Here is a 21,282-nt window from a genome sequence, read left to right on the forward strand (position 1 = left end):
CATCCAGCATGCGGGCGAAGTAGTAGAGGGCGGCGTCCGGGTCGGAGCCGCGGACCGACTTGTGCAGCGCGGAGATCAGGTTGTAGTGGCCGTCCTGGGCCTTGTCGTAGACCGGCGCGCGGCGCTGGACGACCTCCTGCAGCACCTTGGCGTCGAAGACCTCGCCCTCCCCCGCCGCGCGCCAGACGTCCTCCGCCAGCGTCAGGGCCGAGCGGCCGTCGCCGTCCGCCATACGGACGAGCACCGCCCTCGCCTCCTCGTCCAGCGGCAGCGGTCGCCCCATGACCGCCTCGGCGCGCGCGAGCAGCGCGGCGATCGAGGCTTCGTCGTGCGGCTTGAAGACCAGCACGTGGGCGCGGGACAGGAGCGCGGCGTTGAGCTCGAAGGACGGATTCTCGGTGGTGGCGCCGACCAGGGTGATCGTGCCGTCCTCCATCACGGGGAGGAAGCTGTCCTGCTGGGCGCGGTTGAAGCGGTGGATCTCGTCGACGAACAGCAGGGTCGACTGACCGGCGGCGCGGCGCATCCGGGCCGCCTCGAACGCCTTCTTCAGGTCGGCGACACCCGAGAAGACGGCGCTGATCTGCTGGAACTGATAGCCCGCGGCCTGGGCCAACAGGCGGGCGATGGTGGTCTTGCCGGTGCCCGGCGGCCCCCACAGGATCATCGAGCCGAGACGCCCCGCCTCGACCATCCGCCGGATCGGCCCGCCCTCGCCCAGCAGGTGGTCCTGCCCGACCACCTCGTCGAGGGTGCGGGGGCGCAGACGGTCGGCCAGGGGCGCGTCGGGGGGATGGATGCCGGAGGCTTCGAACAGGTCGGTCATGCGGGATCAGAGATAGGCGTTCGCGGCGGCCTTTTCACGCGTTAGTATGGGCCGAGGGAGGAATGCCATGGCCGAAGAGCGCACCCAGCAAGGACCGACCGGGGGCGTCGCCCCCCATCTGACCATTCCATCGCGCGGCGGACAGGCGGCGATCGAATTCTACCAGCGCGCCTTCGGGGCGGAGGTGCTGCGCACCATGCCGGCCGAGGACGGCGAACGCCTCATGCACGCCCACCTCCGCATCAACGGCGGCAGCGTCATGATGCACGACGAGTTCCCCGAGATGAACGGCGAGCAGGACATCGTGCCCAAGGGCGTGGTGCTGCACCTGCAGGTCGACGACGCCGACGAATGGTGGAACCGCGCCATTCTCGCGGGCGGCGTGCCGGTCTACCCGCTGGCCGACCAGTTCTGGGGCGACCGCTACGGTCAGCTGAAGGATCCCTTCGGCCACAGCTGGTCGATCGGCAGCCCGATCAGGGCCAGATAGCATGGCCTGCGAACCACCCGATCCGCCGATCACTCCCTATCTGATGGTGGGCAACGGCCACCGCGCCGTGGACTGGTACATCCGGGCGTTCGCAGGACGGCAGTGCAACCGCTTCGACGCCGAGGACGGGCGGCTGGCCCACGCCATGGTCGAATTGGCCAACGGCGGCGCGATCTACATCGCCGACGAGTTTCCCGAGATGATCGACACGGTCGGAACCTTGGCGCCGGACAGTCTGGGCGGCACCACCGTCACGGTGGCGCTGGCCGTGGACGATGTCGACGCCTGGCTGGAGCGGGCGCGGGCCGAGGGCGCCTGCACGATCCGCGAACCCGTCGACGAGTTCTACGGCCGCCACGCCAGGCTGCGCGACCCGTTCGGCCACGTCTGGTCGCTGACGGGGCCGAGGCGGGACGCGGGTTAGCGGACCAGCAGGATGCCGCGCTGGCCGCGCCGCTCGACCGTCAGCTGGGCGCCGCGCGGCAGGTTGGCCAGCTGACCGACCGAGGCGACCGGCCGGCCATCCACCGCCAGGATCACGTCCCCGGCCTGGATGCCGACGCCGCGCCGGGCATAGCCGCGGCTGTCGACGCGGCTGACGATCACCCCCGACGCGAACGGATCGCCACCGAGGCTGTCGGCCAGCGCCGGATTGAGGGTCAGGACCTCGGCGCCCGAAAGCCCCCCCTGCCGGATGAGCGTGGCGTCCTTGATGTCGGCATCGCCCGGCAACGTCTGCACCCGGGCGTTCAGCGTCGTGGGCCGGCCATCGCGCAGCAGGGTCACCTCGACGCGGGCGTTGGGCTCGCGCGTGCCGACGCGGAAGTTGAGGCCGCTCTGGTCGTTGACCTCGGCCCCGTCGATGGCGGTGATGACGTCGCCTTCGCGCAGGCCGGCGCGGGCGGCCGGACCGCCGGGATAGACCTCGGTGACGACCAGCCCCTGCGGACGCTCGAGCCCGAGGCTGCGGGCGATGTCGGCGCTGACGGTCTCGCCCTTCACGCCCAGCCACGGGCGGACCACGGCCGTGGCGCCGCCGACGGCTGAGTCGACCACCTGCCGGACCGTGGTGGCCGGCACCGCGAAGCCCACGCCTGACGACGAGCCGGAGCGGGAGAAGATGGCGGTGTTGATGCCGATCAGGTCGCCATCCATGTCGACCAGCGCCCCGCCCGAATTGCCCGGATTGATGGCCGCGTCGGTCTGGATGAAGGAGCCGCTGTCGGAGATGCCGGTGTCGGTGCGGTTCAGGGCCGAGATGATGCCGTTGGTCACCGTCTGGCCGACTCCGAACGGATTGCCGATGGCCAGCACCAGATCGCCGACCTGCTGTTCCTCGCGGTCGTCGATGTTCAGGACGGGCAGCCGCTCGTCGACCCCCTCGAGCTGCAGTACGGCGATGTCGGAGCGCGCATCGGCCAGCACCACGCGTGCGGAGAACTCGCGCCGGTCGTTCAGGGTAACGCGGATCTGCTGCATGCCTTCGATGACGTGGTTGTTGGTCACCACCACCCCATCCGGGCGGACGATCACGCCGGAGCCGACCGAGCCGGTCTGGCGCTGGCCCGGAATGCCCCAGAACGGATCGCGGTACTGCTGGACGCCGATGGCGGCGATGTTGACCACGGCGGGCGCCGCCTCGCGCACCACGGGGGCGAAGCTGGCCTTCATCGACAGCGCGTCGGCGGGCAGGGCGCGGTTGTCGGCGAAGACGCCGTCCTGGGCGCGGGTGTCGTCGGGCCGGCCGCAGGCGGCGAGGGACAGGGCGAGGGCGATCGCGAGGGTTCTGGTCTTCATCATGGTCCGGTTGGAATGAAGGTCCTGTGCGCCGATTTCGCCCGGTCTTTTCGACGCGATCAAGGCGCTCGCCGCATCAAACGATTACGTTTTCCTCACGTTCCGCCCGCCGCCCGACCCACCAGCCGATCAGCGCCGCCAGCAGAAGGACGGCGGCGGCGAGGAAGAAGGCCAGGCCCGGATGCGGTACGGGCGCGCCCTCCCCCGCCGAAATCGAATAGACCCAGCCGAAGAACAGCGGCGACAGCACCCCGGCGATCGAGGCCACGCTCATATTGGCGCCCTGCAGCTGGCCCTGCTCGTCCTCGCCGACGCGGCGGGTCATCAGCGACTGCAGCGTCGGCATGGCCAGGCCCCACAGGGCGTTCGGCAGCATGGCGAGAACGAACCACAGCCCGTCCGGCGCCCACCCCATGGCCGCGATGCCCACAGTGCCGCCGAACAGGCCGAACACCATCGTCGCCCTGTCCCCGAAGCGTTTGACCACCGGTCCGACCAGCACCCCCTGCACCAGCATGTCGAGCACGCCGACCATGGCCAGCAACAGGCCCACCTCGCCGGGTCCCCAGCCGTAGCGCAGGGCGGCGTAGAGGACGAACACGGCCGAAAAGACGTGATGGGCGAAGTAGAGCAGGAAGTTCACGACCGCGAGCCCGCTCAGCTCCGTGTGCCGGCGCAGCAGGATCAGCGCCCCGACCGGATTCGCCCGGGCCCAGCTGAACTGCATCCGTTTCTCCGGCGGCAGGCTCTCGGGCAGGATGATCAGGCCGTAGAGAAAGGCGACACCAGACAGGCCGGCGGCGAACCAGAACGGAACCCGCGGCCCGAACTCGCCCAGGAAGCCGCCCAGCACCGGCCCCAGCACAAATCCGCCCGAGAAGGCCGCGCCGATCAGGCCGTAGGCGCGGGCGCGCTTCTCCGGCTCGGTGATGTCGGCCATGTAGGCGTAGATGGTGGTGAAGCTGGACGAGGTGATCCCGGCGATGATCCGCCCCAGCGCCAGCCACCAGAGGTCGGGGGCCAGCGCCATCAGCACATAGTCCATCGCCAGGCCGGCGCAGCTGATCAGGATGACCGGCCGGCGTCCGTACTGGTCCGACAGCGAGCCGATGATCGGCGAGCAGATGAACTGCATTCCCGCCCACAGCGCCACGAACAGACCGTTGATGACGCCGGCCCGGGCGTTGGAGCCGACGAAGTCCTCGATCAGACCGGGCAGCACCGGGATGATGATGCCCATGGCCACGATGTCGAGCACCGCCGTCACGAAGATGAAGGCGAGCGCGGCGCGGCGGTGGCGGAGAGAGGACAGGGCGAACATGACGGGGCCTTCGGCGGACGGGCCTTCTACCCGAAGTCGCCTGCGCCGTCTTCACATCCACATGGGCGAAGGCGCGATGGACGGGAACGTCCACGTTGCAAAAGCTTAATCGACCGGCGCTTGCGTGAAGCCGCGACACACGTTCAACCTGTCATCATGACCGCTGTTATCGAAACGCGTGGGCTGACCAAGACCTACGGATCCGTCCGCGCCCTCGACGGGCTGGACCTGTCGATCCCGCGAGGCGGGGTCTATGGCGTGCTGGGGCCGAACGGGGCCGGCAAGTCGACCCTGTTCCGCATCCTGCTGGGCCTGATCCGGGCCACGGACGGAACCGCCAGCGTGATGGGCGGCGGCGTCGGCGACGTGGCCGCGATGCGCCGCATGGGCTCGATGATCGAGACGCCGCGCTTCCCTCCCTATCTGAACGCCCGGCAGGTGCTGGAGTGGCTGGCGCGGGCCCAGGGCATCGCGGGCGCCGCCGATATTCCCCGCTGGCTGGAGCGGGTCGGCCTGGCCGAGGCCGCCGACCGCCGGGTGCGCGGCTTCTCGGTCGGCATGATGCAGCGCCTCGGCGTCGCCGCCGCCCTGCTCAGCGATCCCGAACTGATCATCCTCGACGAGCCGACCAGCGGCATGGATCCCCCCGGCATCCAGGAGATGCGGGCCCTGATCCGCGCCCTCGCGGACCACGAGGGCGTCACGGTCGTCCTGGCCAGCCACCAGCTGCTGGAGGTCCAGCGCGTCTGCGACCGCGTGGCCATTCTCAACAAGGGAAAGCTGGTGCGGGAAGGCTCCGTCGCGGAACTGACCACGGTCGGCGAGCGGCTGCGCCTGATGGTCTCCCCGGCGGCGCAGGTTCTCGAGGTGCTCGGCGCCCGGGGCGTCGCCGAGGGCGACGCCGTGCTGGCCGACATCAAGCGGGACGAAGGCCCTGCCCTGATCCGCTCTCTGGCCGCGGCCGGCGTCGACATCCACGAGGCCCGCTGGGTCGGCACCGACCTGGAGAGCATCTTCTTCACCGAGACGGGCGCCGTTCAGGCGCCGGAGACGATCCATGCTGGTTGACGCCATCCGCGCGGAAGGCTTCCGCCTGTCGAAGAACCGCACCCTGATGTTCCTCAGCGTGCTGTTCACGCCCCTGCTCTTCGCCCTGGGCGGCGTCGGCTACCATGTGATCAGCAAGTCCAAGGGCGACGAGGCGGCCGCGGCCGCCGGTCTGGCCGTCACCGCCGGCGGCGAGGCGGTCAATCTCGCCGAGGCCCTCAACATGGGCGCCGGCGCGGGCGCGAACGGCTTCATCCTGGTGTTCATGCTGATCGCCGCGGCGACCCTGTACGCCGGCGACTACCGCTGGGAGACGTGGCGGCTGATCACGCCCCGCAACGGCCGCGTCGCCCTGCTGCTCGGCAAGCTCGGGGTGCTGAAGCTGCTCGCCCTCGCCGCCATGGTCGCCTTCCTGATCGCGTCCTTCATCTTCTTCGTGTCTCAGGCCATGGTCTACCAGCGGCCGATGTCCTTCAGCTACGATGTGAGCGAGACGGGCTCGTTGGCCCTGATATGGCTGTTGTCGTGGACCCGGATCGTCCAGTTCGCGATGATCGCCCTGCTGACCGCCGTGATCAGCCGGTCGCTGCTGGCGGCCCTGTTCGTACCGTGGGCCTTGGGCTTCGCCCAGTCGCTGCTGGGCCAGTTCATGCCCCTGATCGGCTGGGAGCCGCAGATGTGGGCCCCTCAGCTGCTTCTGCCGGGGCTCGCCTATGACACGCTGAAGGCGGCCGTGATGGGGACCATCGAGGCGCCCTTGACCATCGCAACGGCGTGGCGCTCGCTGATCGGCCTGACGCTGTGGACCCTGGTTCCGCTGGCCCTGGCCATCGCCTGGTTCAAGCGGCAGGATCTGTCGAAGGAGTAGCGGACCGGCTGCCCTGTCGCAGCACTTCCCGGACGTGCTGCTCGACGATCTACCTGCATCGGGGTGGAGGCGGACCCCGCCCCGAGGGTCGTGACGAGTCGCCGGCCAGGACGAGCCTGCGGAGGATCACCGCTCGACTGCAGGCGGTCGATCTCCCGGATCAACGGACGTGTCCCGTCCGAACCAGTTCGCCGGAATGCAAAAAGGGCGGCTGGATCGCTCCAGCCGCCCCTTCGAAGCCCCAACGAGCGAAGCTTACGCCTCGTCGTCGCCCTCGATGGCGTAGACCGGACCCGAGTCCTGGCCCTTGGCGTCGACGTCGCGGTCGACGAACTCGATGACGGCCATGGCGGCGTTGTCGCCGTGGCGGTAGCCGGCCTTCATGATGCGGATGTAGCCGCCGTTACGGTCGGCGTAGCGCGGGCCGATCGTGTCGAACAGCTTGCCCACCTGCGGCACGTCGCGGACGTGGCTGATGGCCTGACGGCGCGCGTGCAGGTCGCCCTTCTTGGCGAGCGTGACCAGCTTCTCCACGAAGGGACGCAGTTCCTTCGCCTTGGGGAGCGTGGTCGTGATCTGCTCGTGCTTGATCAACGAGGCCGCCATGTTGGCGAACATCGCGGTCCGGTGGCTGGCCGTGCGGCCGAGCTTGCGATAGGCGGCGCCGTGGCGCATCGGGGTCTCTCCTACTCACCCTGGTTTCCACGAAAGCGGACCTGGGGTTCTCTCATTCTAACCGCTCCGCGACCTGACGGCCTTGGGCGGAGGGTTGAAACTAGATCTGGTCGTCGAACTTCTTGGCCAGGTCTTCGATGTTTTCCGGCGGCCAGTTCGGCACGTCCATGCCGAGGCTGAGCCCCATGGTCGCCAGCACTTCCTTGATCTCGTTCAGCGACTTGCGGCCGAAGTTCGGGGTGCGAAGCATCTCGCCCTCGGTCTTCTGGATCAGGTCGCCGATGTAGACGATGTTGTCGTTCTTCAGGCAGTTGGCCGAACGGACCGACAGCTCCAGTTCGTCGACCTTCTTGAGCAGGGCCGGGTTGAACGGCAGGTCGGGCTTGCCGTCCGCCTGTTCGACCGCCTTCTTGGGCTCGTCGAAGGTGATGAAGATCTGCAGCTGGTCCTGCAGGATGCGCGAGGCGTAGGCCACCGCGTCAACCGGCGAGACGGCGCCGTTGGTTTCGACTTCCAGCACCAGCTTGTCGTAGTCCAGCGACTGGCCCTGGCGGGTCGGCTCGACGCGATAGGCGACCCGCTTGACCGGCGAATACAGGGCGTCGACGGCGATCAGGCCGATCGGGGCGTCTTCCGGACGGTTGAACTCCGACGCGACATAGCCCTTGCCGTTCTGGACGGTCAGCTCCATGCGCACCGAGGCGCCGTCGTCCAGCGTGCAGATCACGTGGTCGGGGTTCAGCACCTCGATGTCCGAGGGGACGTCGATCTGGCCGGCGGTCACCGGGCCGGGGCCGGTGGCGCGCAGGGTCATGCGCTTGGGGCCCTCGGCGTGCATGCGCAGCGCCAGCTGCTTGATGTTCAGCACGATGTCGACGACGTCTTCCCGCACGCCTTCCAGCGACGAGAATTCGTGGACGACGCCGTCGATCTGGATGGCCGTCACCGCCGCGCCTTGCAGCGACGACAGGAGAACGCGGCGCAGGGCGTTGCCGAGCGTCACGCCGAAACCGCGTTCCAGGGGCTCGGCGACCAGACGCGCCTTGCGCAGCGGGTCGGAGCCGGCCTCGATCTGCGGCTTCTCGGGACGGATCAGCTCTTGCCAGTTACGTTCGATCATGGATGTCCCTCGAAAACGGAGTTCGCCGGTCCCTCGCTCCTCGTCAGGGGCGGCAGGACCGGCGGAGATATAGGTCGGTCGGTTCGCTTAGACGCGGCGGCGCTTGGGCGGACGGCAACCGTTGTGCGGCATCGGCGTAACGTCGCGGATGGTGGTGATGGTCATGCCGGCCGCCTGCAGGGCGCGCAGGGCCGACTCACGGCCGGAGCCGGGACCGGAAACGTTGACTTCCAGCGTCTTCACGCCGTGCTCGCCGGCCTTCTTGGCCGCGTCCTCGGCGGCCATCTGGGCGGCGTACGGGGTCGACTTGCGCGAACCCTTGAAGCCCATGTGTCCGGCCGACGACCAGGAGATGGCGTTCCCCTGCGCGTCGGTGATGGTCACCATCGTGTTGTTGAAGGACGCATTCACGTGGGCGACGCCCGAGGTGATGTTCTTGCGCTCGCGCTTCTTTACGCGACCCGGTTCCTTGGCCATGTGTCTGTCTTACTTCTTCTTGCCGGCGATCGGCTTGGCGGGACCCTTGCGGGTGCGGGCGTTGGTGTGCGTGCGCTGACCGCGGACCGGCAGGCCCTTGCGGTGACGCAGGCCGCGGTAGCAGGCCAGGTCCATCAGGCGCTTGATGTTCATCGACGTCTCGCGGCGCAGGTCGCCCTCGACGGTGTGATCGCGGTCGATCGTCTCGCGGATCTGCAGCACTTCGGCGTCGGTCAGCTGGTTCACCCGGCGCGACGGCTCGATGCCGACCTTGGCCGTGATGTCCTTCGCCGCATGCGCGCCGATGCCATGGATGTACTGAAGCGCGATTTCGACGCGCTTGTTGGTCGGGATGTTGACGCCAGCGATACGGGCCACGAAGCTCTCCAGATACGCGTGTGCGGACGCAACAAACGCTCCGGTCAACAGACCAGGAGCGTCGACGCCCTTCGCGGAAGCGCGCCTTATACAGGGGATTCAGGTCCCGTCAACGGTTTGCGCGCGCTTTAGCAGCCGTCAGGGCCGGCCAAACTCCAGCACCACGGTGACGGTGACCGAGTCGTCATAGGCGCCGTTCAGGGTCGCGGGACGGAACCGGTAGAGGTCGCGCGCGGCCGCCAGACCCGCCTCCCCGAACCCGTAGCCCTCGGGCGTGGCCCGCAGCACCACGCACTGCTCCAGCCGGGTGTCGCGCGCGATCCGGCAACGGAGCTCGACGACGCCAAAAACCCGGTTGGCGAGCGCCTCGGGCGGATGATAGCGGCGCAACTCCCTTGGGCCCGGCTGGCGCAGGTTCCGCGGCCCGGTGCGCGCGCCGCGTCCCGGTCCGTCGCCGGAGCCCACCCCCGTCCCGCTCCCCGTACCCTCCCCGCCCTGCCCCATGCCCGGCGTGGGCGAGCTGGTCGGGGCTACGCCGACGAGAATCTCCGGCTCCGGGGCCTGTTCGCGCGGCGCGGGGACCTCGGGCGGCACGGGCTCGCGGGGAGGCGGCGGGACATGGATCCGTGAGGGCGCGGCGGGCGCCCCGCCGCCCGGGTCTTCGGAGGGATCGTCCGGCGGAGGCGGGGGCGGCGGCGGCGTGGGGCGAAACAGCTGCACCTCGAACACCGGCGGCGGGGGCTCGAGCGGCGCAGGCCGGGTCCGCGCCACCAGGGCGAAGACGCCGATGTGGGCGGCCAGCACGACCACGAAGGCGCCGAGCTTGCGCTGCCGGTCACGGTTCAGGAGCGAGCCAATTTCCACGCGTCGACTATGCCACATGGGGCATGAACGCGCCGGACGGGGAAAGTGTCAGCTCCCGTTCACGCCCCGGCGTCGGCAGGGCTGGTTCAGGCGTCGAGCGCGGCGTCTATGGCGGACGAGACCATCTGGATGTCGCCCATGCCGTCGACTTCCGTCAGCAGGCCCTTGTCGGCGTAATAGGGCAGCAGGGGCGCGGTCTGGCGATTGTAGACGGCCAGCCGATCCTTGAAGGTGTCGGGATTGTCGTCCGGCCGGGCCTGTTCGGCGAAGCGTTTGGCGATGCGGGCGGTCAGGGCCGCGTCGTCGACCTTCAGACGGATGACCCGGTCGATCTTCGCGCCGCGCCGCTCCAGCATGGCGTCCAGGGCCTCGGCCTGGGCCACGGTGCGAGGAAAGCCGTCGAAGATCGCGCCCCCGGCCGCCTCGGCCTCGGGCAGCCGCGCCTCGATCAGGGCGATGACGATCTCGTCCGTGACGAGGTCGCCGCGGGCCAGCACGTCCTTGACCTTCAGGCCGAGCTCCGAACCCGAGGCGATGGCGGCGCGCAACATGTCGCCGGTCGACAGCTGCACCATGCCGCGGGTCTCGACGAGCCGCTTGGCCTGCGTGCCCTTGCCGGCCGCGGGCGGTCCGAACAGGATCAGGTTCATCGCCGCCCCTCCCCGGGCTTTGGGCTCAAGTAGCGCGGAGCGCGATAGCCCGCCAACGTTAGCGCCGGGCTGGGGCGGCAGCGCCCTTGCCACGGGCCTGACCGCCCCGACCGCGCAGCTTGGCCTTCTTGATCAGGCCTTCGTACTGGTGCGCGAGCAGTTGCGACTGGATCTGGGCGACCGTGTCCATGGTCACCGACACCACGATCAGGATGGACGTGCCGCCGAACAGCAGGCCGCCGCCCAGCTGGGCCCCGATGAACTCGGGCACCAGGCAGACCGCGGTGATGTAGACGGCGCCGATGGTCGTCAGGCGGGTCAGCACATAGTCCAGATACTCGGCCGTCCGCTTGCCCGGGCGGATGCCCGGCAGGAAGCCGCCGTACTTGCGCAGGTTCTCGGCCGTGTCCTCCGGATTGAAGGTGATCGAGGTGTAGAAGAAGGTGAAGAAGATGATCAGGGCGCCGTAGAAGACCATGAAGATCGGCTGGCCGTGCTGCATCTGGGCCGTGAACGCCGGCAGCCAGTCCAGCCAGGCCGGCAGATTGGCGGTGGCGGTCATCTGGGCCACCGTCGTCGGCAGCATCAGCAGGGACGAGGCGAAGATCGGCGGGATGACGCCGGCGGTGTTGACCTTCAGCGGCAGGAACGAGCGTTCGCCCCCGGCCATGCGGTTGCCTTCCTGGCGCTTGGGATACTGGATCAGCAGCCGGCGCTGGGCGCGCTCCATGAAGACGATGAACACAACCACGCCGATGGCCAGGCCGGCGATCAGCAGCAGGGTGAAGGGCGACATCAGGCCCTGCTGGGCCATGCCGAACATGCGGGCGATGGTGCCCGGCAGGACGGCGACGATGCCGGCCATGATGATCAGCGAAATGCCGTTGCCGATGCCGCGCGCGGTGATCTGCTCGCCCAGCCACATCAGGAACATGGTGCCGCCGGTCAGGACCGTCACCGTCGAGACGATGAAGAAGATGCCCGGCTGGTCGACCAGCCCCTGGCTGGCGTTCAGTCCGATGGCGATGCCGGTCGACTGGAACAGGGCCAGCACCACGGTCAGGTAGCGGGTGTACTGGTTCAGCTGCTTGCGGCCGCTCTCGCCGCCTTCCTTGCGCAGCTTCTCCCACGGCGGATAGACCGCGCCCATCAGCTGGACGATGATCGAGGCCGAGATGTAGGGCATGACGTTCAGCGCGAACACGGCCATGCGCTCGACGGCGCCGCCCGAGAACATGTTGAACATGTCGAGGATGCCGCGCTGGCCGTCCGGGTCCTGGAAGAACTGCAGGAAGGCTTCGGAGTTGATCCCCGGGATCGGCACATAGGTGCCGACGCGGTAGACCAGCAGCGCCAGCAGCGTGAACAGGAGGCGCTTGTGCAGCTCGGTCGCCTTGGCGAACGAGCCCATGTTCATGTTTGCTGCGAGTTGTTCGGCGGCCGAAGCCATAGGTCGTTACCCCGACTGATCAGAACGGCGCATCGGACAGGAATCCGGCGCTTGCGTCCAGATAGGCGAAGGGCGCCCTCTTAGCGAGAGCGCCCCTCAAGCTTTATTTGGCGGCCGTGCGCTTGGCGCGGGCCGAGACCTTGTTGGCGTCGCCCAGCGGAGCCTTGGGGGCCGGAGCCTTGCCCTTGGCGGCGTTGCGCTTTTCGACGCGCGCGGCGGCCTTGGCTTCAGCGGCGATGCGCTGCTGCTCGACGGAGCCGCCGGCGGCCTCGATGGCCTTGACGGCGCCCGAGGTGGCCGACCAGACGACCAGGTTCAGCTTGCCCTTGATCTCGCCGGTGCCCAGCAGGCGGACGCCGTCCTTGACGCGGCGGATCACGCCGGCGGCGACCAGCGCCTCGCCGTTGATCTCGGCCTTGGCGTCCAGCTTCTTGGCGTCGATCGCCTCCTGCAGGCGCCACAGGTTCACTTCGGCCAGTTTCAGCGCGTTCGGATTGTTGAAGCCGCGCTTGGGCATCCGCATGTACAGCGGCATCTGGCCGCCTTCGAAGCCGCCGATGGCGACGCCCGAACGCGACTTCTGACCCTTGACGCCGCGGCCGGCGGTCTTGCCCTTGCCCGAGCCCGGGCCCCGGCCGACGCGCATGCGCTTCTTGTGGGCGCCTTCGTTGTCGCGGATTTCGTTCAGTTTCATGTGCCTGATCCTTTCGGGTGCTAGCGCCCGCTCAGGGAGCGGACTCGGCTTTGGAAAAATTGAAGGGCCGCTTCTAGGCGGCCCGTCCGGTATTCGCAAGAAGCGGAACGCCCCCTCCCGGTTCGGGAGAGGGCGATACGGCTTACTTCTCGACCACTTCCACCATGTGGGCGACCTTGGCGATCATGCCGCGGACGGAGGGGGTGTCCTCCAGGGTCGATTCACGGCCCATACGGTTCAGGCCCAGGCCGGCCAGGGTGGCGCGCTGGTCCGACTTGCGGCGGATCGGCGAGCCGGTCTGGCGGATGGTGACGGTGGCTTTGGATTCGGTCTTGGCCATCTATCAGCCCTCCACGGCTTCGGGCGCCGAGGCGCCGTCGTTGCGGCGGCCCATCAGGTCGGCGACCTTCTTGCCGCGCTTCGAGGCCACCATGCGGGGCGACGACTGGACCTTCAGGGCTTCGAAGGTGGCGCGGATCATGTTGTAGGGGTTCGACGAACCGGTCGACTTGCCGACGACGTCCTGGACGCCGAGGGTTTCGAGCACGGCGCGCATCGGACCGCCCGCGATGACGCCGGTCCCGGGAGGGGCGGCGCGCATCATGATCTTGCCGGCGCCCCAACGGCCGGCGCCGTCGTGGTGCAGGGTGCGGTTCTCGCGCAGCGGAACCTTGATCATGGTCTTCTTGGCTTCTTCGGTCGCCTTGCGGATGGCTTCCGGCACTTCGCGCGCCTTGCCGTGACCGAAGCCGACGCGGCCCTTGCCGTCGCCGACGACCATCAGGGCCGCGAACGAGAACCGGCGGCCGCCTTTGACGGTCGCGGCGACGCGGTTGATGTGCACCAGCTTCTCGACGATGTCCGAGTCAGGACCGTCGACGGCGGGAGCGTTGCGGTTGTCACGACGGTTGCGATCGTTGCCGCCGCCGCCGCGTTGGGGTTGTTGCGCCATCTGTCGCGTCCCTTAGAAGTTCAGGCCGGCTTCACGCGCGGCTTCCGCCAGCGCCTTCACCCGTCCGTGATAGATGTAGCCGCCGCGGTCGAAGACGACGTCCTTGACGCCCTTCTCGATGGCGCGTTCGGCGATCAGCTTGCCGATGGTGGCGGCCGCCGCGACGTCCGAACCCTTGACCTTCTTGCCCTTCTCGCCTTCCAGCGAGGAGGCCGAAGCCACCGTGACACCCTTGGTGTCGTCGATGATTTGGGCCGAGATGTTCTTGTCCGAGCGGTGGACCGACAGGCGCAGGCGGCCGTTGGCCACGGCCTTCAGGCGGCGGCGGGTGCGCTCGGCGCGGCGCTTGGCGTTTTGCTTGAGAGTGGTAGCCATGGCTTACTTCTTCTTGCCTTCCTTGCGCCGGACCTTTTCGCCCGTGTAGCGCACGCCCTTGCCCTTGTAAGGCTCGGGCGGACGCAGCTTGCGGATGACGGCGGCGATCTGGCCGACGGCTTGCTTGTCGGCGCCCGAGATCTTGATTTCCGTCTGCTTCGGCACCGCGAAGGTGACGCCGGCGGGCGGTTCGATGTCGACGTCGTGCGAGAAGCCGAGCTGCAGCGACAGGGCGTTGCCCTTCATCGCCGCGCGGTAACCCACGCCGACCAGGTCCAGGCTCTTTTCAAAGCCGGTGGTGACGCCGGTGACCATGTTGTCGACCAGGGTGCGCGACAGGCCCCACATGGCGCGGCCACGCTGGGTGTCGGCGCGCAGGCCCAGGCTGATGCCCTCGTCGTTCTGCGAGACCTCGATCTCTTCGGCGACGGTCCAGGAGCGTTCGCCCTTGGGACCCTTCACCGACACGGTCTGGCCGTCGAGCGTGACAGTCACGCCCTTCGGGACAGCGATGATGCGTTTGCCGATACGGGACATCTTAGTAGACCCTGCAGAGGACTTCGCCGCCCACCTTGGCTTCGCGAGCCGCGGTGTCCGACATGACGCCCTTGGACGTGGAGAGGATCGAGATGCCGAGGCCGTTCTTGATCGGCTTCAGGTCGGAGATCGCCGAGTAGACGCGGCGGCCCGGCTTGGACACGCGGGCGATCTCGGCGATGACCGGCTGGCCGTCGAAATACTTCAGCTCGATCTCGAACTGCGGGAACTCGCCGGGGTTCTGAACCAGCGAATAGCCGCGGATGTAGCCTTCGTCCTGCAGCACGTCGAGGACGCGCTGGCGCAGGCGGGAAGCCGGGGTGAGCACCTTCGAACGCTTGCGCATGGCGGCGTTCCGGATGCGGGCGATCATGTCGCTCAGGGGATCGTTGATCATCATATCTGTCGCTCCCCTTACCAGCTGGACTTCGTCAGGCCCGGGATCTGACCCAGGTTGCCGAGTTCACGCAGGGCGATACGGCTCATCTTGAGCTTGCGGTAATAGGCGCGCGGACGGCCCGTCACCTCGCAGCGGTTGCGAATCCGGTTGGCGGCCGAGTTGCGCGGCAGCTCCGCCAGCTTGAGGCGCGCTTCGAAGCGCTCCTCGAGCGGCAGGGATTCGTTGTTGGCGGTCGCCTTGAGGGCGGCCCGCTTGTCGGCGTATTTCGCGACGAGGGCTTTCACCATCTCGTTGCGGTTCACGGCGCTCTTCTTAGCCATTGTGCTCTATCCCTTCCCGCTCAGTTCACGAACGGGAACTTGAACTCGGTGAGAAGGGCCTTGGCCTCCTCATCGGTCTTGGCCGTGGTGCAGACGATGATGTCCATGCCCCACATCTGGTCGATCTGGTCGTAGTTGATCTCGGGGAACACGATGTGCTCCTTCAGACCGGTGGCGTAGTTGCCGCGACCGTCGAAGCTGGTGCCCTTGAGGCCGCGGAAATCCTTCACCCGCGGCAGGGCGATGGTGATGAACCGGTCCAGGAACTCATACATCTGGTCGCCGCGCAGCGTGACCTTGCCGCCGATGACCATGCCCTCGCGCAGCTTGAAGCCGGCGATGGAGTTGCGGGCCTTGGTCGGCACAGGCTTCTGGCCGGCGATGGCGGCGAGATCCTTGAGGGCGGCGGTCGCCTTCTTGGAGTCGGCCACGGCTTCGCCGATGCCCATGTTGAGGACGATCTTGTCCAGCTTGGGCACCTGCATCGGGTTGGTGTAGCCGAACTTCTCGGTCATCACCGCACGGATGCGCGACTGGTATTCGTCCTTGAGACGAGGCGTGTACTTGGTGTCGGCCATCAGATGACGTCTCCCGTCGTCTTGGCGAAGCGGACCTTCTTGTCGCCTTCCACGCGGAAGCCGACGCGGGTGGCCTTGCCGTTGGCGTCGGCGATCGCGACGTTCGACAGGTGAAGCGACGCTTCCTTGTTCTTGATGCCGCCCTGCGGATCAGCCTGGGTCGGGCGCGTGTGGCGCTGAACCATGTTGATGCCTTGCACGACGACGCGGTTTTCGGTCGGCAGAACCTTGGTGACGGAGCCGGTGCGGCCCTTGTCCTTGCCGGTGAGGACGACGACGCGGTCGCCCTTCTTGATCTTGGCGGCCATGACTACAGGACCTCCGGAGCCAGCGAGATGATCTTCATGTGGTTCTTGGCGCGCAGTTCACGGGGAACCGGGCCGAAGATCCGCGTGCCGACGGGCTCGTTCTGCTTGTTGACGATGACGGCGGCCGACTTGTCGAAGCGGATGACAGAGCCGTCCTTGCGCATGATGTCCTTGGCGGTGCGCACGACGATGGCGCGCACGACGTCGCCCTTCTTCACGCGGCCGCGGGGAATGGCTTCCTTCACGGAAGCGACGATCGTGTCGCCCACCGAGGCGTAGCGGCGCTTGGAGCCGCCCAACACCTTGATGCACATGACCCGGCGAGCGCCCGAATTGTCGGCCACCTCCAGGTTAGTTTGCATCTGGATCATGGGATCCGATCCTTCTGGTTACGAGGCCGAGGCGGTGGAAAGGACTTCCCAACGCTTCAGCTTGGACTTCGGGGCGCACTCGACGATGCGGGCCAGGTCACCGACCTTGAGGGCGTTGGCTTCGTCGTGAGCGTGATACTTCTTGGACAGACGGACGGTCTTTTTGAGGACGGGGTGCAGCAGGGTGCGCTCCACCTTCACCACGACGGTCTTGTCGCCCTTGTCGGAGACGACCACGCCTTCGAGAATACGTTTCGGCATCGGTGTTTCCTTACGCGTTCACACGCTTCTCGCGCAGAAGCGTCGAGATGCGGGCGATGTCCTTGCGCACTTCCGAGACCCGATGGGTCTTTTCCATCTGGCCGGTGGCGGCCTGGAAGCGCAGGTTGAACTGTTCCTTCTTGAGCTTCAGCAGCTCGTCGGACAGCTGGTCGGGGGTCTGGCCCCGGAGATCGGCGATCTTGGTCATCAGGCCACGTGCTCCGTGTGAGCGACGCCGGCGTCGAGGCGGGTGACCACCTTCGTACGCACGGGCAGCTTGGCGGCGCCGAGGCGCAGGGCCTCGCGGGCGATGTCGTCCGGCACGCCGTCGATTTCAAACAGGATCCGGCCCGGGTGGCAGCGCGCGGCCCAGTGGTCCACGGCGCCCTTGCCCTTGCCCATCCGGACTTCGGCCGGCTTGCCCGTGACCGGCAGGTCCGGGAAGACGCGGATCCAGACGCGGCCCTGACGCTTCATCTGGCGGGTGATCGCGCGGCGGGCCGCCTCGATCTGACGCGCGGTGATGCGTTCCGGCTCGACCGTCTTCAGGCCGTAGGACCCGAAGTTCAGCGAGAAGCCGCCCTTGGCGGAGCCATGGATGCGGCCCTTGAAGGCCTTGCGGTACTTGGTCTTTTTGGGTTGCAGCATGACCTAGTTCTCACGTCCCCGGTCACGGCGCGGGCCGCGGTCGCCGCGGGGTCCACGTTCACGACCTTCGTTGGAAGACGGGCCGGCAGCTTCCTGGGCCCAGCGCTTGTCCTGCGCCATCGGGTCGTGCTCGAGCACCTCGCCCTTGAAGACCCAGACCTTCACACCGATGATGCCGTAGGTCGTCTTGGCCTGGATGAAGCCGTAGTCGATGTCGGCGCGCAGGGTGTGCAGCGGCACGCGGCCTTCGCGGTACCATTCCATCCGCGCGATCTCGGCGCCGCCGAGACGGCCCGAAACGTTGATGCGGACGCCCTTGGCGCCGAGGCGCATGGCGGACTGCATCGCGCGCTTCATGGCGCGGCGGAAGGCGATACGGCGTTCCAGCTGCTGGGCGATGTTCTCGGCGATCAGCTGGGCGTCGGTCTCGGGCTTGCGGACCTCGACGATGTTCAGGTGAACCTCGCCCTCGGTCTGGGCCGAGATGTCCTTGCGCAGCTTCTCGATGTCGGCGCCCTTCTTGCCGATCACGACGCCCGGACGGGCGGCGTAGATCGTCACGCGGCACTTCTTGTGCGGACGCTCGATGATGATGCGCGACACGCCGGCGGCGTTGAGGCGTTCCTTCAGCCACGTGCGCAGCTTCAGGTCCTGGTGCAGCAGCTTGGCGTAGTCGGCGCCGCCGGCGAACCAGCGGCTGTCCCACGTACGGTTGACGCCAAGGCGCAGACCGATCGGATTTACTTTCTGACCCATCAGGCGGCCTCACCGGCTTCGCGAACCACGATGGTGATCTCCGCGAAAGGTTTCAGGATGCGCGACGAGCGGCCACGAGCGCGGCTCGCGAAACGCTTCATCACCAGGTTCTTGCCCACGAAGGCCTCGGCCACGACGAGATTGTCGATGTCGAGGTTGTGGTTGTTCTCGGCGTTCGAGACGGCCGAATACAGGACCTTGCGGACGTCGGTGGCGATGCGCTTGCGGCTGAATTCCAGCTCGTTCAGCGCCTTCTGCACCGGCAGGCCGCGGATCGACTGGGCGACCAGGTTCAGCTTCTGGGGGCTGATCCGGACATTCACCAGCTTGGCGCGGGCTTCGGTCGGGGCGACCCGACGGGGGTTCTTGGTCTGGGCCATGGACTACTTCCTCTTGGCCTTCTTGTCCGCCGCGTGGCCCGGGAAGTTCCGGGTCGGGGCGAACTCGCCGAGCTTCATGCCGACCATTTCTTCGGAGACCGACACCGGCACGTGCTTCTGGCCGTTGTGGACGCCGAACGTCAGGCCGACGAACTGCGGCAGGATGGTGGAGCGGCGCGACCACGTCTTGATCACGTCCTTGCGGCCCGACGTCTGAACGGCGTCGGCCTTCTTGAGCAGATACCCGTCGACGAACGGGCCTTTCCAGGAGGAGCGGGCCATCTTTAGCGAGCCTTCTTAACGTGGCGGGTACGGATGATGAACTTGTCCGTAGCCTTGTTCTTGCGGGTGCGGGTGCCCTTGGTGTCCTTGCCCCACGGCGTGACCGGGGTGCGGCCGCCAGAGGTCCGGCCTTCACCACCACCGTGCGGGTGGTCGATCGGGTTCATGGCCACGCCGCGAACGTGCGGACGCCAGCCCATGTGACGGACGCGGCCCGCCTTGCCGAGGTTCTGGTTCATGTGGTCGGGGTTCGAGACCGCGCCCACCGTGGCCATGCAGCCGTCCAGGACCATGCGAAGCTCGCCCGAGCCGAGGCGGATCTGGGCGTAGCCCTGATCGCGGCCGACCAGCTGGGCGTAGGCGCCGGCCGAACGGGCCAGCTGGGCGCCCTTGCCCGGCTTCATCTCGATGTTGTGGATGATCGTACCCACGGGCATCGAGCGCAGCGGCATGGCGTTGCCCGGCTTCACGTCGACCTTTTCGCCGGCCACCACCGTGTCGCCCGCCTTCAGGCGTTGCGGCGCGATGATGTAGGCCTTTTCGCCGTCCTCATAGGTGATGAGGGCGATGAAGGCGGTCCGGTTCGGGTCGTACTCGAGACGTTCGACCGTCGCGGTCGCGAACTTGCGACGCTTGAAGTCGATCTTGCGGTACAGCGTCTTGGCGCCGCCGCCGCGGAAGCGGACGGCTACACGACCACCGGCGCCGCGACCGCCCGACTTGGTCAGGCCTTCGGTCAGCGACTTCTCCGGACGGCCCTTGTGGAGCTCGGAGCGGTCGATCAGCACCAGGGCGCGGCGGCCCGGCGACGTCGGGTTGTAGGTTTTCAAGGCCATCTGATCAGAGCCCCGTGGTGACGTCGATCGACTGGCCTTCGGCCAGCGTCACGATCGCTTTTTTGATGTCGACCCGACGGCCTATGATGCCGCGGAAACGCTTGGTCTTGCCCTTCTGGACGAGGGTGTTGACCTTCAGCACATTGACCTTGAACAGGGCCTCGACCGCCGCGGCGATCTCGTCCTTGGTCGAGGTTCCGGCGACGCGGAAGACGACCTTGTTCTGCTCCGACAGGATCGTGGCCTTCTCGGTGATCACCGGAGCCAGGATGGTGTCGTAGTGCTTGGCGGTGGGTTGAGCGCCGGCCATTACGCGGCCTCCTTCTCAGAGAAGCGCGCCTCGATGGCCTCGACGGCCGCCTTGGTCAGCACCAGCTTGTCGGCCCGCAGGATGTCATAGACGTTCAGGCCGGCGTTCGGCAGCACGTCGATGTGCGGGATGTTGCGGGCGGCGAGGCCGAAGTTCGTGTCGACTTCCGGACCGCCGATGATCAGCGCCTTGTTCCAGCCCAGCTTGCCCAGCGTGGTGCGCAGGGCGGCCGTCTTGGAGTCCTTCAGGGCGATGCTGTCGACCACGATCAGGTCGCCGGCCTTGGCCTTCGACGAGAGCGCGTGACGCAGGGCCAGGGCGCGGACCTTCTTCGGCAGCGAGAAGCCGTGATCGCGGACGATCGGGCCGAAGGCGCGCGAGCCGCCGACGAACTGCGGCGCACGGCGCGAACCGTGACGGGCGCCGCCGGTGCCCTTCTGCTTGTACATCTTCTTGCCCGTACGAGAGTTCTCGTTGCGGGTCTGGACCTTGTGCGTGCCGGCGCGGCGCTTGGCCAGCTGCCAGTTGACGTAACGGGCCAGCAGGTCGCCGCGAATGTCGGTGATGCCGAAGACGGCGTCCGACAGTTCAACGTCGCCCGAGGCCTTGCCGTCGAGTTTGATGACCGAGAGTTTCATTACGCTTCACCGCCTTCGGTGGTCTCGACGGCCGGGGCTTCCTCAGCCGGCGTTTCCGCCGGTTCAGCAGCCGCCGCGGCGGTCTTCGACGACTTCACGCCGCCCGGGAAGGGGGCTTCAGCCGGACGGGCCTTCTTCACGGCGTCGCGGATCTTGACCCACGTGCCTTCGTGACCGGGGACGGCGCCCTTGATCATGATCAGGCCGCGGTCGGCGTCGACGCGGAAGACGGTCAGGTTCTGGGTGGTGACGACTTCCTGGCCGAGGTGGCCGGCCATCTTCTTGCCCGGGAAGGTGCGGCCCGGATCCTGACGGTTACCCGTGGAGCCGTGCGAACGGTGCGAGACCGAGACGCCGTGCGTGGCGCGCAGACCGCCGAAGTTCCAGCGCTTCATGGCGCCGGCGAAGCCCTTACCGATGGAGGTGCCCTGCACGTCCACGAACTGGCCGGGAACGAAGTGGGCGGCCGACAGCTCGGCGCCGACATCGATGAGCGCGTCGGGGGTGACGCGGAACTCGACCAGCTTGCGCTTCGGCTCGACGCGCGCCTTGGCGAAATGCCCGCGCATCGGCTTGGTCACGTTCTTCACCTTGATCGCGCCGGCGCCGAGCTGAACGGCGGTGTAGCCGTCCTTGTCCTCGGTGCGAACGGCGACGACCTGGCAGTTGTCGA

At 67.7% G+C, this 21,282-nt stretch carries 33 protein-coding genes and 1 pseudogene; 4 read left to right on the forward strand and 30 right to left on the reverse strand.

Annotated features, from left to right (window positions below; all coding sequences use genetic code 11):
- The coding region (locus VEA62_RS08605) for a replication-associated recombination protein A (RefSeq protein ID WP_324820598.1) at positions 1 to 826 on the reverse strand (826 nt) is incomplete at its 3' end.
- Positions 827 to 893: 67 nt separating this feature from the next.
- Here VEA62_RS08605 and VEA62_RS08610 point away from each other — a divergent pair.
- Together VEA62_RS08610 and VEA62_RS08615 are read left to right on the forward strand one after the other, a co-directional pair.
- Entirely contained in the window at positions 894 to 1,316 is a 423-nt protein-coding gene (locus VEA62_RS08610; protein ID WP_324820600.1) for a VOC family protein, read from the forward strand.
- A gap of 1 nt (position 1,317) precedes the next feature.
- Positions 1,318 to 1,740 carry a VOC family protein gene (locus tag VEA62_RS08615; RefSeq protein ID WP_324820602.1) on the forward strand — a complete coding sequence of 141 codons (423 nt, stop codon included), beginning with the start codon at positions 1,318 to 1,320 and terminating at the stop codon, positions 1,738 to 1,740.
- On the opposite strand, the gene VEA62_RS08620 is transcribed toward VEA62_RS08615, so the two are convergent.
- Both VEA62_RS08620 and VEA62_RS08625 read right to left on the reverse strand, forming a co-directional pair.
- The gene (locus tag VEA62_RS08620; RefSeq protein ID WP_324820604.1) at positions 1,737 to 3,113 is read right to left on the reverse strand and encodes a trypsin-like peptidase domain-containing protein; all 1,377 of its coding nucleotides are present in this window, start codon (positions 3,111 to 3,113) and stop codon (positions 1,737 to 1,739) included. The two genes, VEA62_RS08615 and VEA62_RS08620, sit on opposite strands and share 4 nt — an antisense overlap.
- 76 nt (positions 3,114 to 3,189) lie before the next feature.
- Positions 3,190 to 4,434 carry a TCR/Tet family MFS transporter gene (locus VEA62_RS08625; RefSeq protein WP_324820605.1) on the reverse strand — a complete coding sequence of 415 codons (1,245 nt, stop codon included), beginning with the start codon at positions 4,432 to 4,434 and terminating at the stop codon, positions 3,190 to 3,192.
- A gap of 156 nt (positions 4,435 to 4,590) precedes the next feature.
- Here VEA62_RS08625 and VEA62_RS08630 point away from each other — a divergent pair, with 156 nt between their 5' ends.
- Positions 4,591 to 5,502 carry an ABC transporter ATP-binding protein gene (locus tag VEA62_RS08630; RefSeq protein ID WP_324820607.1) on the forward strand — a complete coding sequence of 304 codons (912 nt, stop codon included), beginning with the start codon at positions 4,591 to 4,593 and terminating at the stop codon, positions 5,500 to 5,502.
- On the forward strand, positions 5,492 to 6,349 hold the full coding sequence (locus VEA62_RS08635) for an ABC transporter permease subunit (RefSeq protein ID WP_324820609.1): 858 nt from the start codon (positions 5,492 to 5,494) through the stop codon (positions 6,347 to 6,349). The genes VEA62_RS08630 and VEA62_RS08635 overlap by 11 nt, the downstream gene beginning before the upstream one ends.
- Before the next feature lie 255 nt (positions 6,350 to 6,604).
- Here the strand turns inward: VEA62_RS08635 and rplQ are convergent, their stop codons facing one another.
- The 27 genes and pseudogenes from rplQ to rplC form a co-directional block, all read right to left on the reverse strand.
- Positions 6,605 to 7,024, reverse strand: a complete 420-nt coding sequence (gene rplQ, locus VEA62_RS08640; protein ID WP_324820611.1) for a 50S ribosomal protein L17 — start codon at positions 7,022 to 7,024, stop codon at positions 6,605 to 6,607.
- Between the two features lie 100 nt (positions 7,025 to 7,124).
- On the reverse strand, positions 7,125 to 8,144 hold the full coding sequence (locus VEA62_RS08645) for a DNA-directed RNA polymerase subunit alpha (RefSeq protein WP_168049129.1): 1,020 nt from the start codon (positions 8,142 to 8,144) through the stop codon (positions 7,125 to 7,127).
- Between the two features lie 87 nt (positions 8,145 to 8,231).
- Positions 8,232 to 8,621: a 30S ribosomal protein S11 gene (rpsK, locus tag VEA62_RS08650; RefSeq protein WP_122468702.1), complete on the reverse strand. Its 390-nt coding sequence runs from the start codon at positions 8,619 to 8,621 to the stop codon at positions 8,232 to 8,234.
- Between the two features lie 9 nt (positions 8,622 to 8,630).
- Complete coding sequence (gene rpsM / locus VEA62_RS08655) at positions 8,631 to 8,999, reverse strand: 30S ribosomal protein S13 (protein WP_183251202.1); 369 nt, start codon at positions 8,997 to 8,999, stop codon at positions 8,631 to 8,633.
- Positions 9,000 to 9,137: 138 nt separating this feature from the next.
- Entirely contained in the window at positions 9,138 to 9,863 is a 726-nt protein-coding gene (locus VEA62_RS08660; protein WP_324820614.1) for an energy transducer TonB, read from the reverse strand.
- An 86-nt stretch (positions 9,864 to 9,949) separates the two neighbouring features.
- Positions 9,950 to 10,513 (reverse strand): adenylate kinase, encoded by a 564-nt coding sequence (locus VEA62_RS08665; protein WP_324820616.1) that lies wholly within the window; start codon positions 10,511 to 10,513, stop codon positions 9,950 to 9,952.
- A 58-nt stretch (positions 10,514 to 10,571) separates the two neighbouring features.
- On the reverse strand, positions 10,572 to 11,963 hold the full coding sequence (secY, locus tag VEA62_RS08670; protein ID WP_324820617.1) for a preprotein translocase subunit SecY: 1,392 nt from the start codon (positions 11,961 to 11,963) through the stop codon (positions 10,572 to 10,574).
- Between the two features lie 232 nt (positions 11,964 to 12,195).
- Positions 12,196 to 12,657, reverse strand: a pseudogene (gene rplO / locus VEA62_RS08675) (50S ribosomal protein L15); the annotation flags it as partial.
- A gap of 142 nt (positions 12,658 to 12,799) precedes the next feature.
- Complete coding sequence (gene rpmD, locus VEA62_RS08680) at positions 12,800 to 12,997, reverse strand: 50S ribosomal protein L30 (protein ID WP_324811712.1); 198 nt, start codon at positions 12,995 to 12,997, stop codon at positions 12,800 to 12,802.
- Positions 12,998 to 13,000: 3 nt separating this feature from the next.
- The gene (rpsE, locus tag VEA62_RS08685; protein WP_259552091.1) at positions 13,001 to 13,609 is read right to left on the reverse strand and encodes a 30S ribosomal protein S5; all 609 of its coding nucleotides are present in this window, start codon (positions 13,607 to 13,609) and stop codon (positions 13,001 to 13,003) included.
- Between the two features lie 12 nt (positions 13,610 to 13,621).
- Entirely contained in the window at positions 13,622 to 13,984 is a 363-nt protein-coding gene (rplR, locus tag VEA62_RS08690) for a 50S ribosomal protein L18 (RefSeq protein ID WP_324820622.1), read from the reverse strand.
- Positions 13,985 to 13,987: 3 nt separating this feature from the next.
- Positions 13,988 to 14,521, reverse strand: a complete 534-nt coding sequence (gene rplF, locus VEA62_RS08695) for a 50S ribosomal protein L6 (protein ID WP_324820624.1) — start codon at positions 14,519 to 14,521, stop codon at positions 13,988 to 13,990.
- Position 14,522: 1 nt separating this feature from the next.
- A complete protein-coding gene (gene rpsH / locus VEA62_RS08700; RefSeq protein WP_168049145.1) occupies positions 14,523 to 14,921 on the reverse strand; it encodes a 30S ribosomal protein S8 in 399 nt (132 codons plus the stop codon).
- 14 nt (positions 14,922 to 14,935) lie between these two features.
- On the reverse strand, positions 14,936 to 15,241 hold the full coding sequence (rpsN, locus tag VEA62_RS08705; protein ID WP_168049147.1) for a 30S ribosomal protein S14: 306 nt from the start codon (positions 15,239 to 15,241) through the stop codon (positions 14,936 to 14,938).
- Between the two features lie 20 nt (positions 15,242 to 15,261).
- The gene (gene rplE / locus VEA62_RS08710) at positions 15,262 to 15,819 is read right to left on the reverse strand and encodes a 50S ribosomal protein L5 (RefSeq protein ID WP_324820626.1); all 558 of its coding nucleotides are present in this window, start codon (positions 15,817 to 15,819) and stop codon (positions 15,262 to 15,264) included.
- A complete protein-coding gene (gene rplX, locus VEA62_RS08715; protein WP_324820628.1) occupies positions 15,819 to 16,127 on the reverse strand; it encodes a 50S ribosomal protein L24 in 309 nt (102 codons plus the stop codon). Before rplX ends, rplE begins: the two co-directional genes overlap by 1 nt.
- 2 nt (positions 16,128 to 16,129) lie before the next feature.
- Entirely contained in the window at positions 16,130 to 16,498 is a 369-nt protein-coding gene (gene rplN, locus VEA62_RS08720) for a 50S ribosomal protein L14 (protein ID WP_055832151.1), read from the reverse strand.
- A gap of 18 nt (positions 16,499 to 16,516) precedes the next feature.
- Entirely contained in the window at positions 16,517 to 16,759 is a 243-nt protein-coding gene (gene rpsQ, locus VEA62_RS08725) for a 30S ribosomal protein S17 (RefSeq protein ID WP_168049152.1), read from the reverse strand.
- 10 nt (positions 16,760 to 16,769) lie between these two features.
- Positions 16,770 to 16,967: a 50S ribosomal protein L29 gene (gene rpmC, locus VEA62_RS08730; RefSeq protein ID WP_324811733.1), complete on the reverse strand. Its 198-nt coding sequence runs from the start codon at positions 16,965 to 16,967 to the stop codon at positions 16,770 to 16,772.
- Positions 16,967 to 17,407: a 50S ribosomal protein L16 gene (gene rplP, locus VEA62_RS08735; protein ID WP_324820630.1), complete on the reverse strand. Its 441-nt coding sequence runs from the start codon at positions 17,405 to 17,407 to the stop codon at positions 16,967 to 16,969. Before rplP ends, rpmC begins: the two co-directional genes overlap by 1 nt.
- 3 nt (positions 17,408 to 17,410) lie before the next feature.
- Positions 17,411 to 18,163, reverse strand: coding sequence for a 30S ribosomal protein S3 (gene rpsC / locus VEA62_RS08740; protein ID WP_259552104.1), 753 nt, complete (start codon positions 18,161 to 18,163; stop codon positions 17,411 to 17,413).
- Positions 18,163 to 18,543 carry a 50S ribosomal protein L22 gene (gene rplV, locus VEA62_RS08745; protein WP_056450358.1) on the reverse strand — a complete coding sequence of 127 codons (381 nt, stop codon included), beginning with the start codon at positions 18,541 to 18,543 and terminating at the stop codon, positions 18,163 to 18,165. Before rplV ends, rpsC begins: the two co-directional genes overlap by 1 nt.
- A gap of 3 nt (positions 18,544 to 18,546) precedes the next feature.
- Entirely contained in the window at positions 18,547 to 18,825 is a 279-nt protein-coding gene (gene rpsS, locus VEA62_RS08750; RefSeq protein ID WP_008262211.1) for a 30S ribosomal protein S19, read from the reverse strand.
- 2 nt (positions 18,826 to 18,827) lie between these two features.
- Entirely contained in the window at positions 18,828 to 19,661 is an 834-nt protein-coding gene (rplB, locus tag VEA62_RS08755; RefSeq protein ID WP_324820632.1) for a 50S ribosomal protein L2, read from the reverse strand.
- 4 nt (positions 19,662 to 19,665) lie between these two features.
- Positions 19,666 to 19,971 carry a 50S ribosomal protein L23 gene (locus VEA62_RS08760; RefSeq protein WP_324820634.1) on the reverse strand — a complete coding sequence of 102 codons (306 nt, stop codon included), beginning with the start codon at positions 19,969 to 19,971 and terminating at the stop codon, positions 19,666 to 19,668.
- On the reverse strand, positions 19,971 to 20,609 hold the full coding sequence (gene rplD, locus VEA62_RS08765) for a 50S ribosomal protein L4 (protein WP_324820636.1): 639 nt from the start codon (positions 20,607 to 20,609) through the stop codon (positions 19,971 to 19,973). Before rplD ends, VEA62_RS08760 begins: the two co-directional genes overlap by 1 nt.
- Positions 20,609 to 21,282: 50S ribosomal protein L3 (rplC, locus tag VEA62_RS08770; protein ID WP_324820638.1), on the reverse strand; the 674-nt coding region annotated here is incomplete at its 5' end. The genes rplD and rplC, both read right to left, overlap by 1 nt.

Source organism: Brevundimonas sp., from assembly GCF_035627475.1.
Lineage (GTDB): Bacteria > Pseudomonadota > Alphaproteobacteria > Caulobacterales > Caulobacteraceae > Brevundimonas.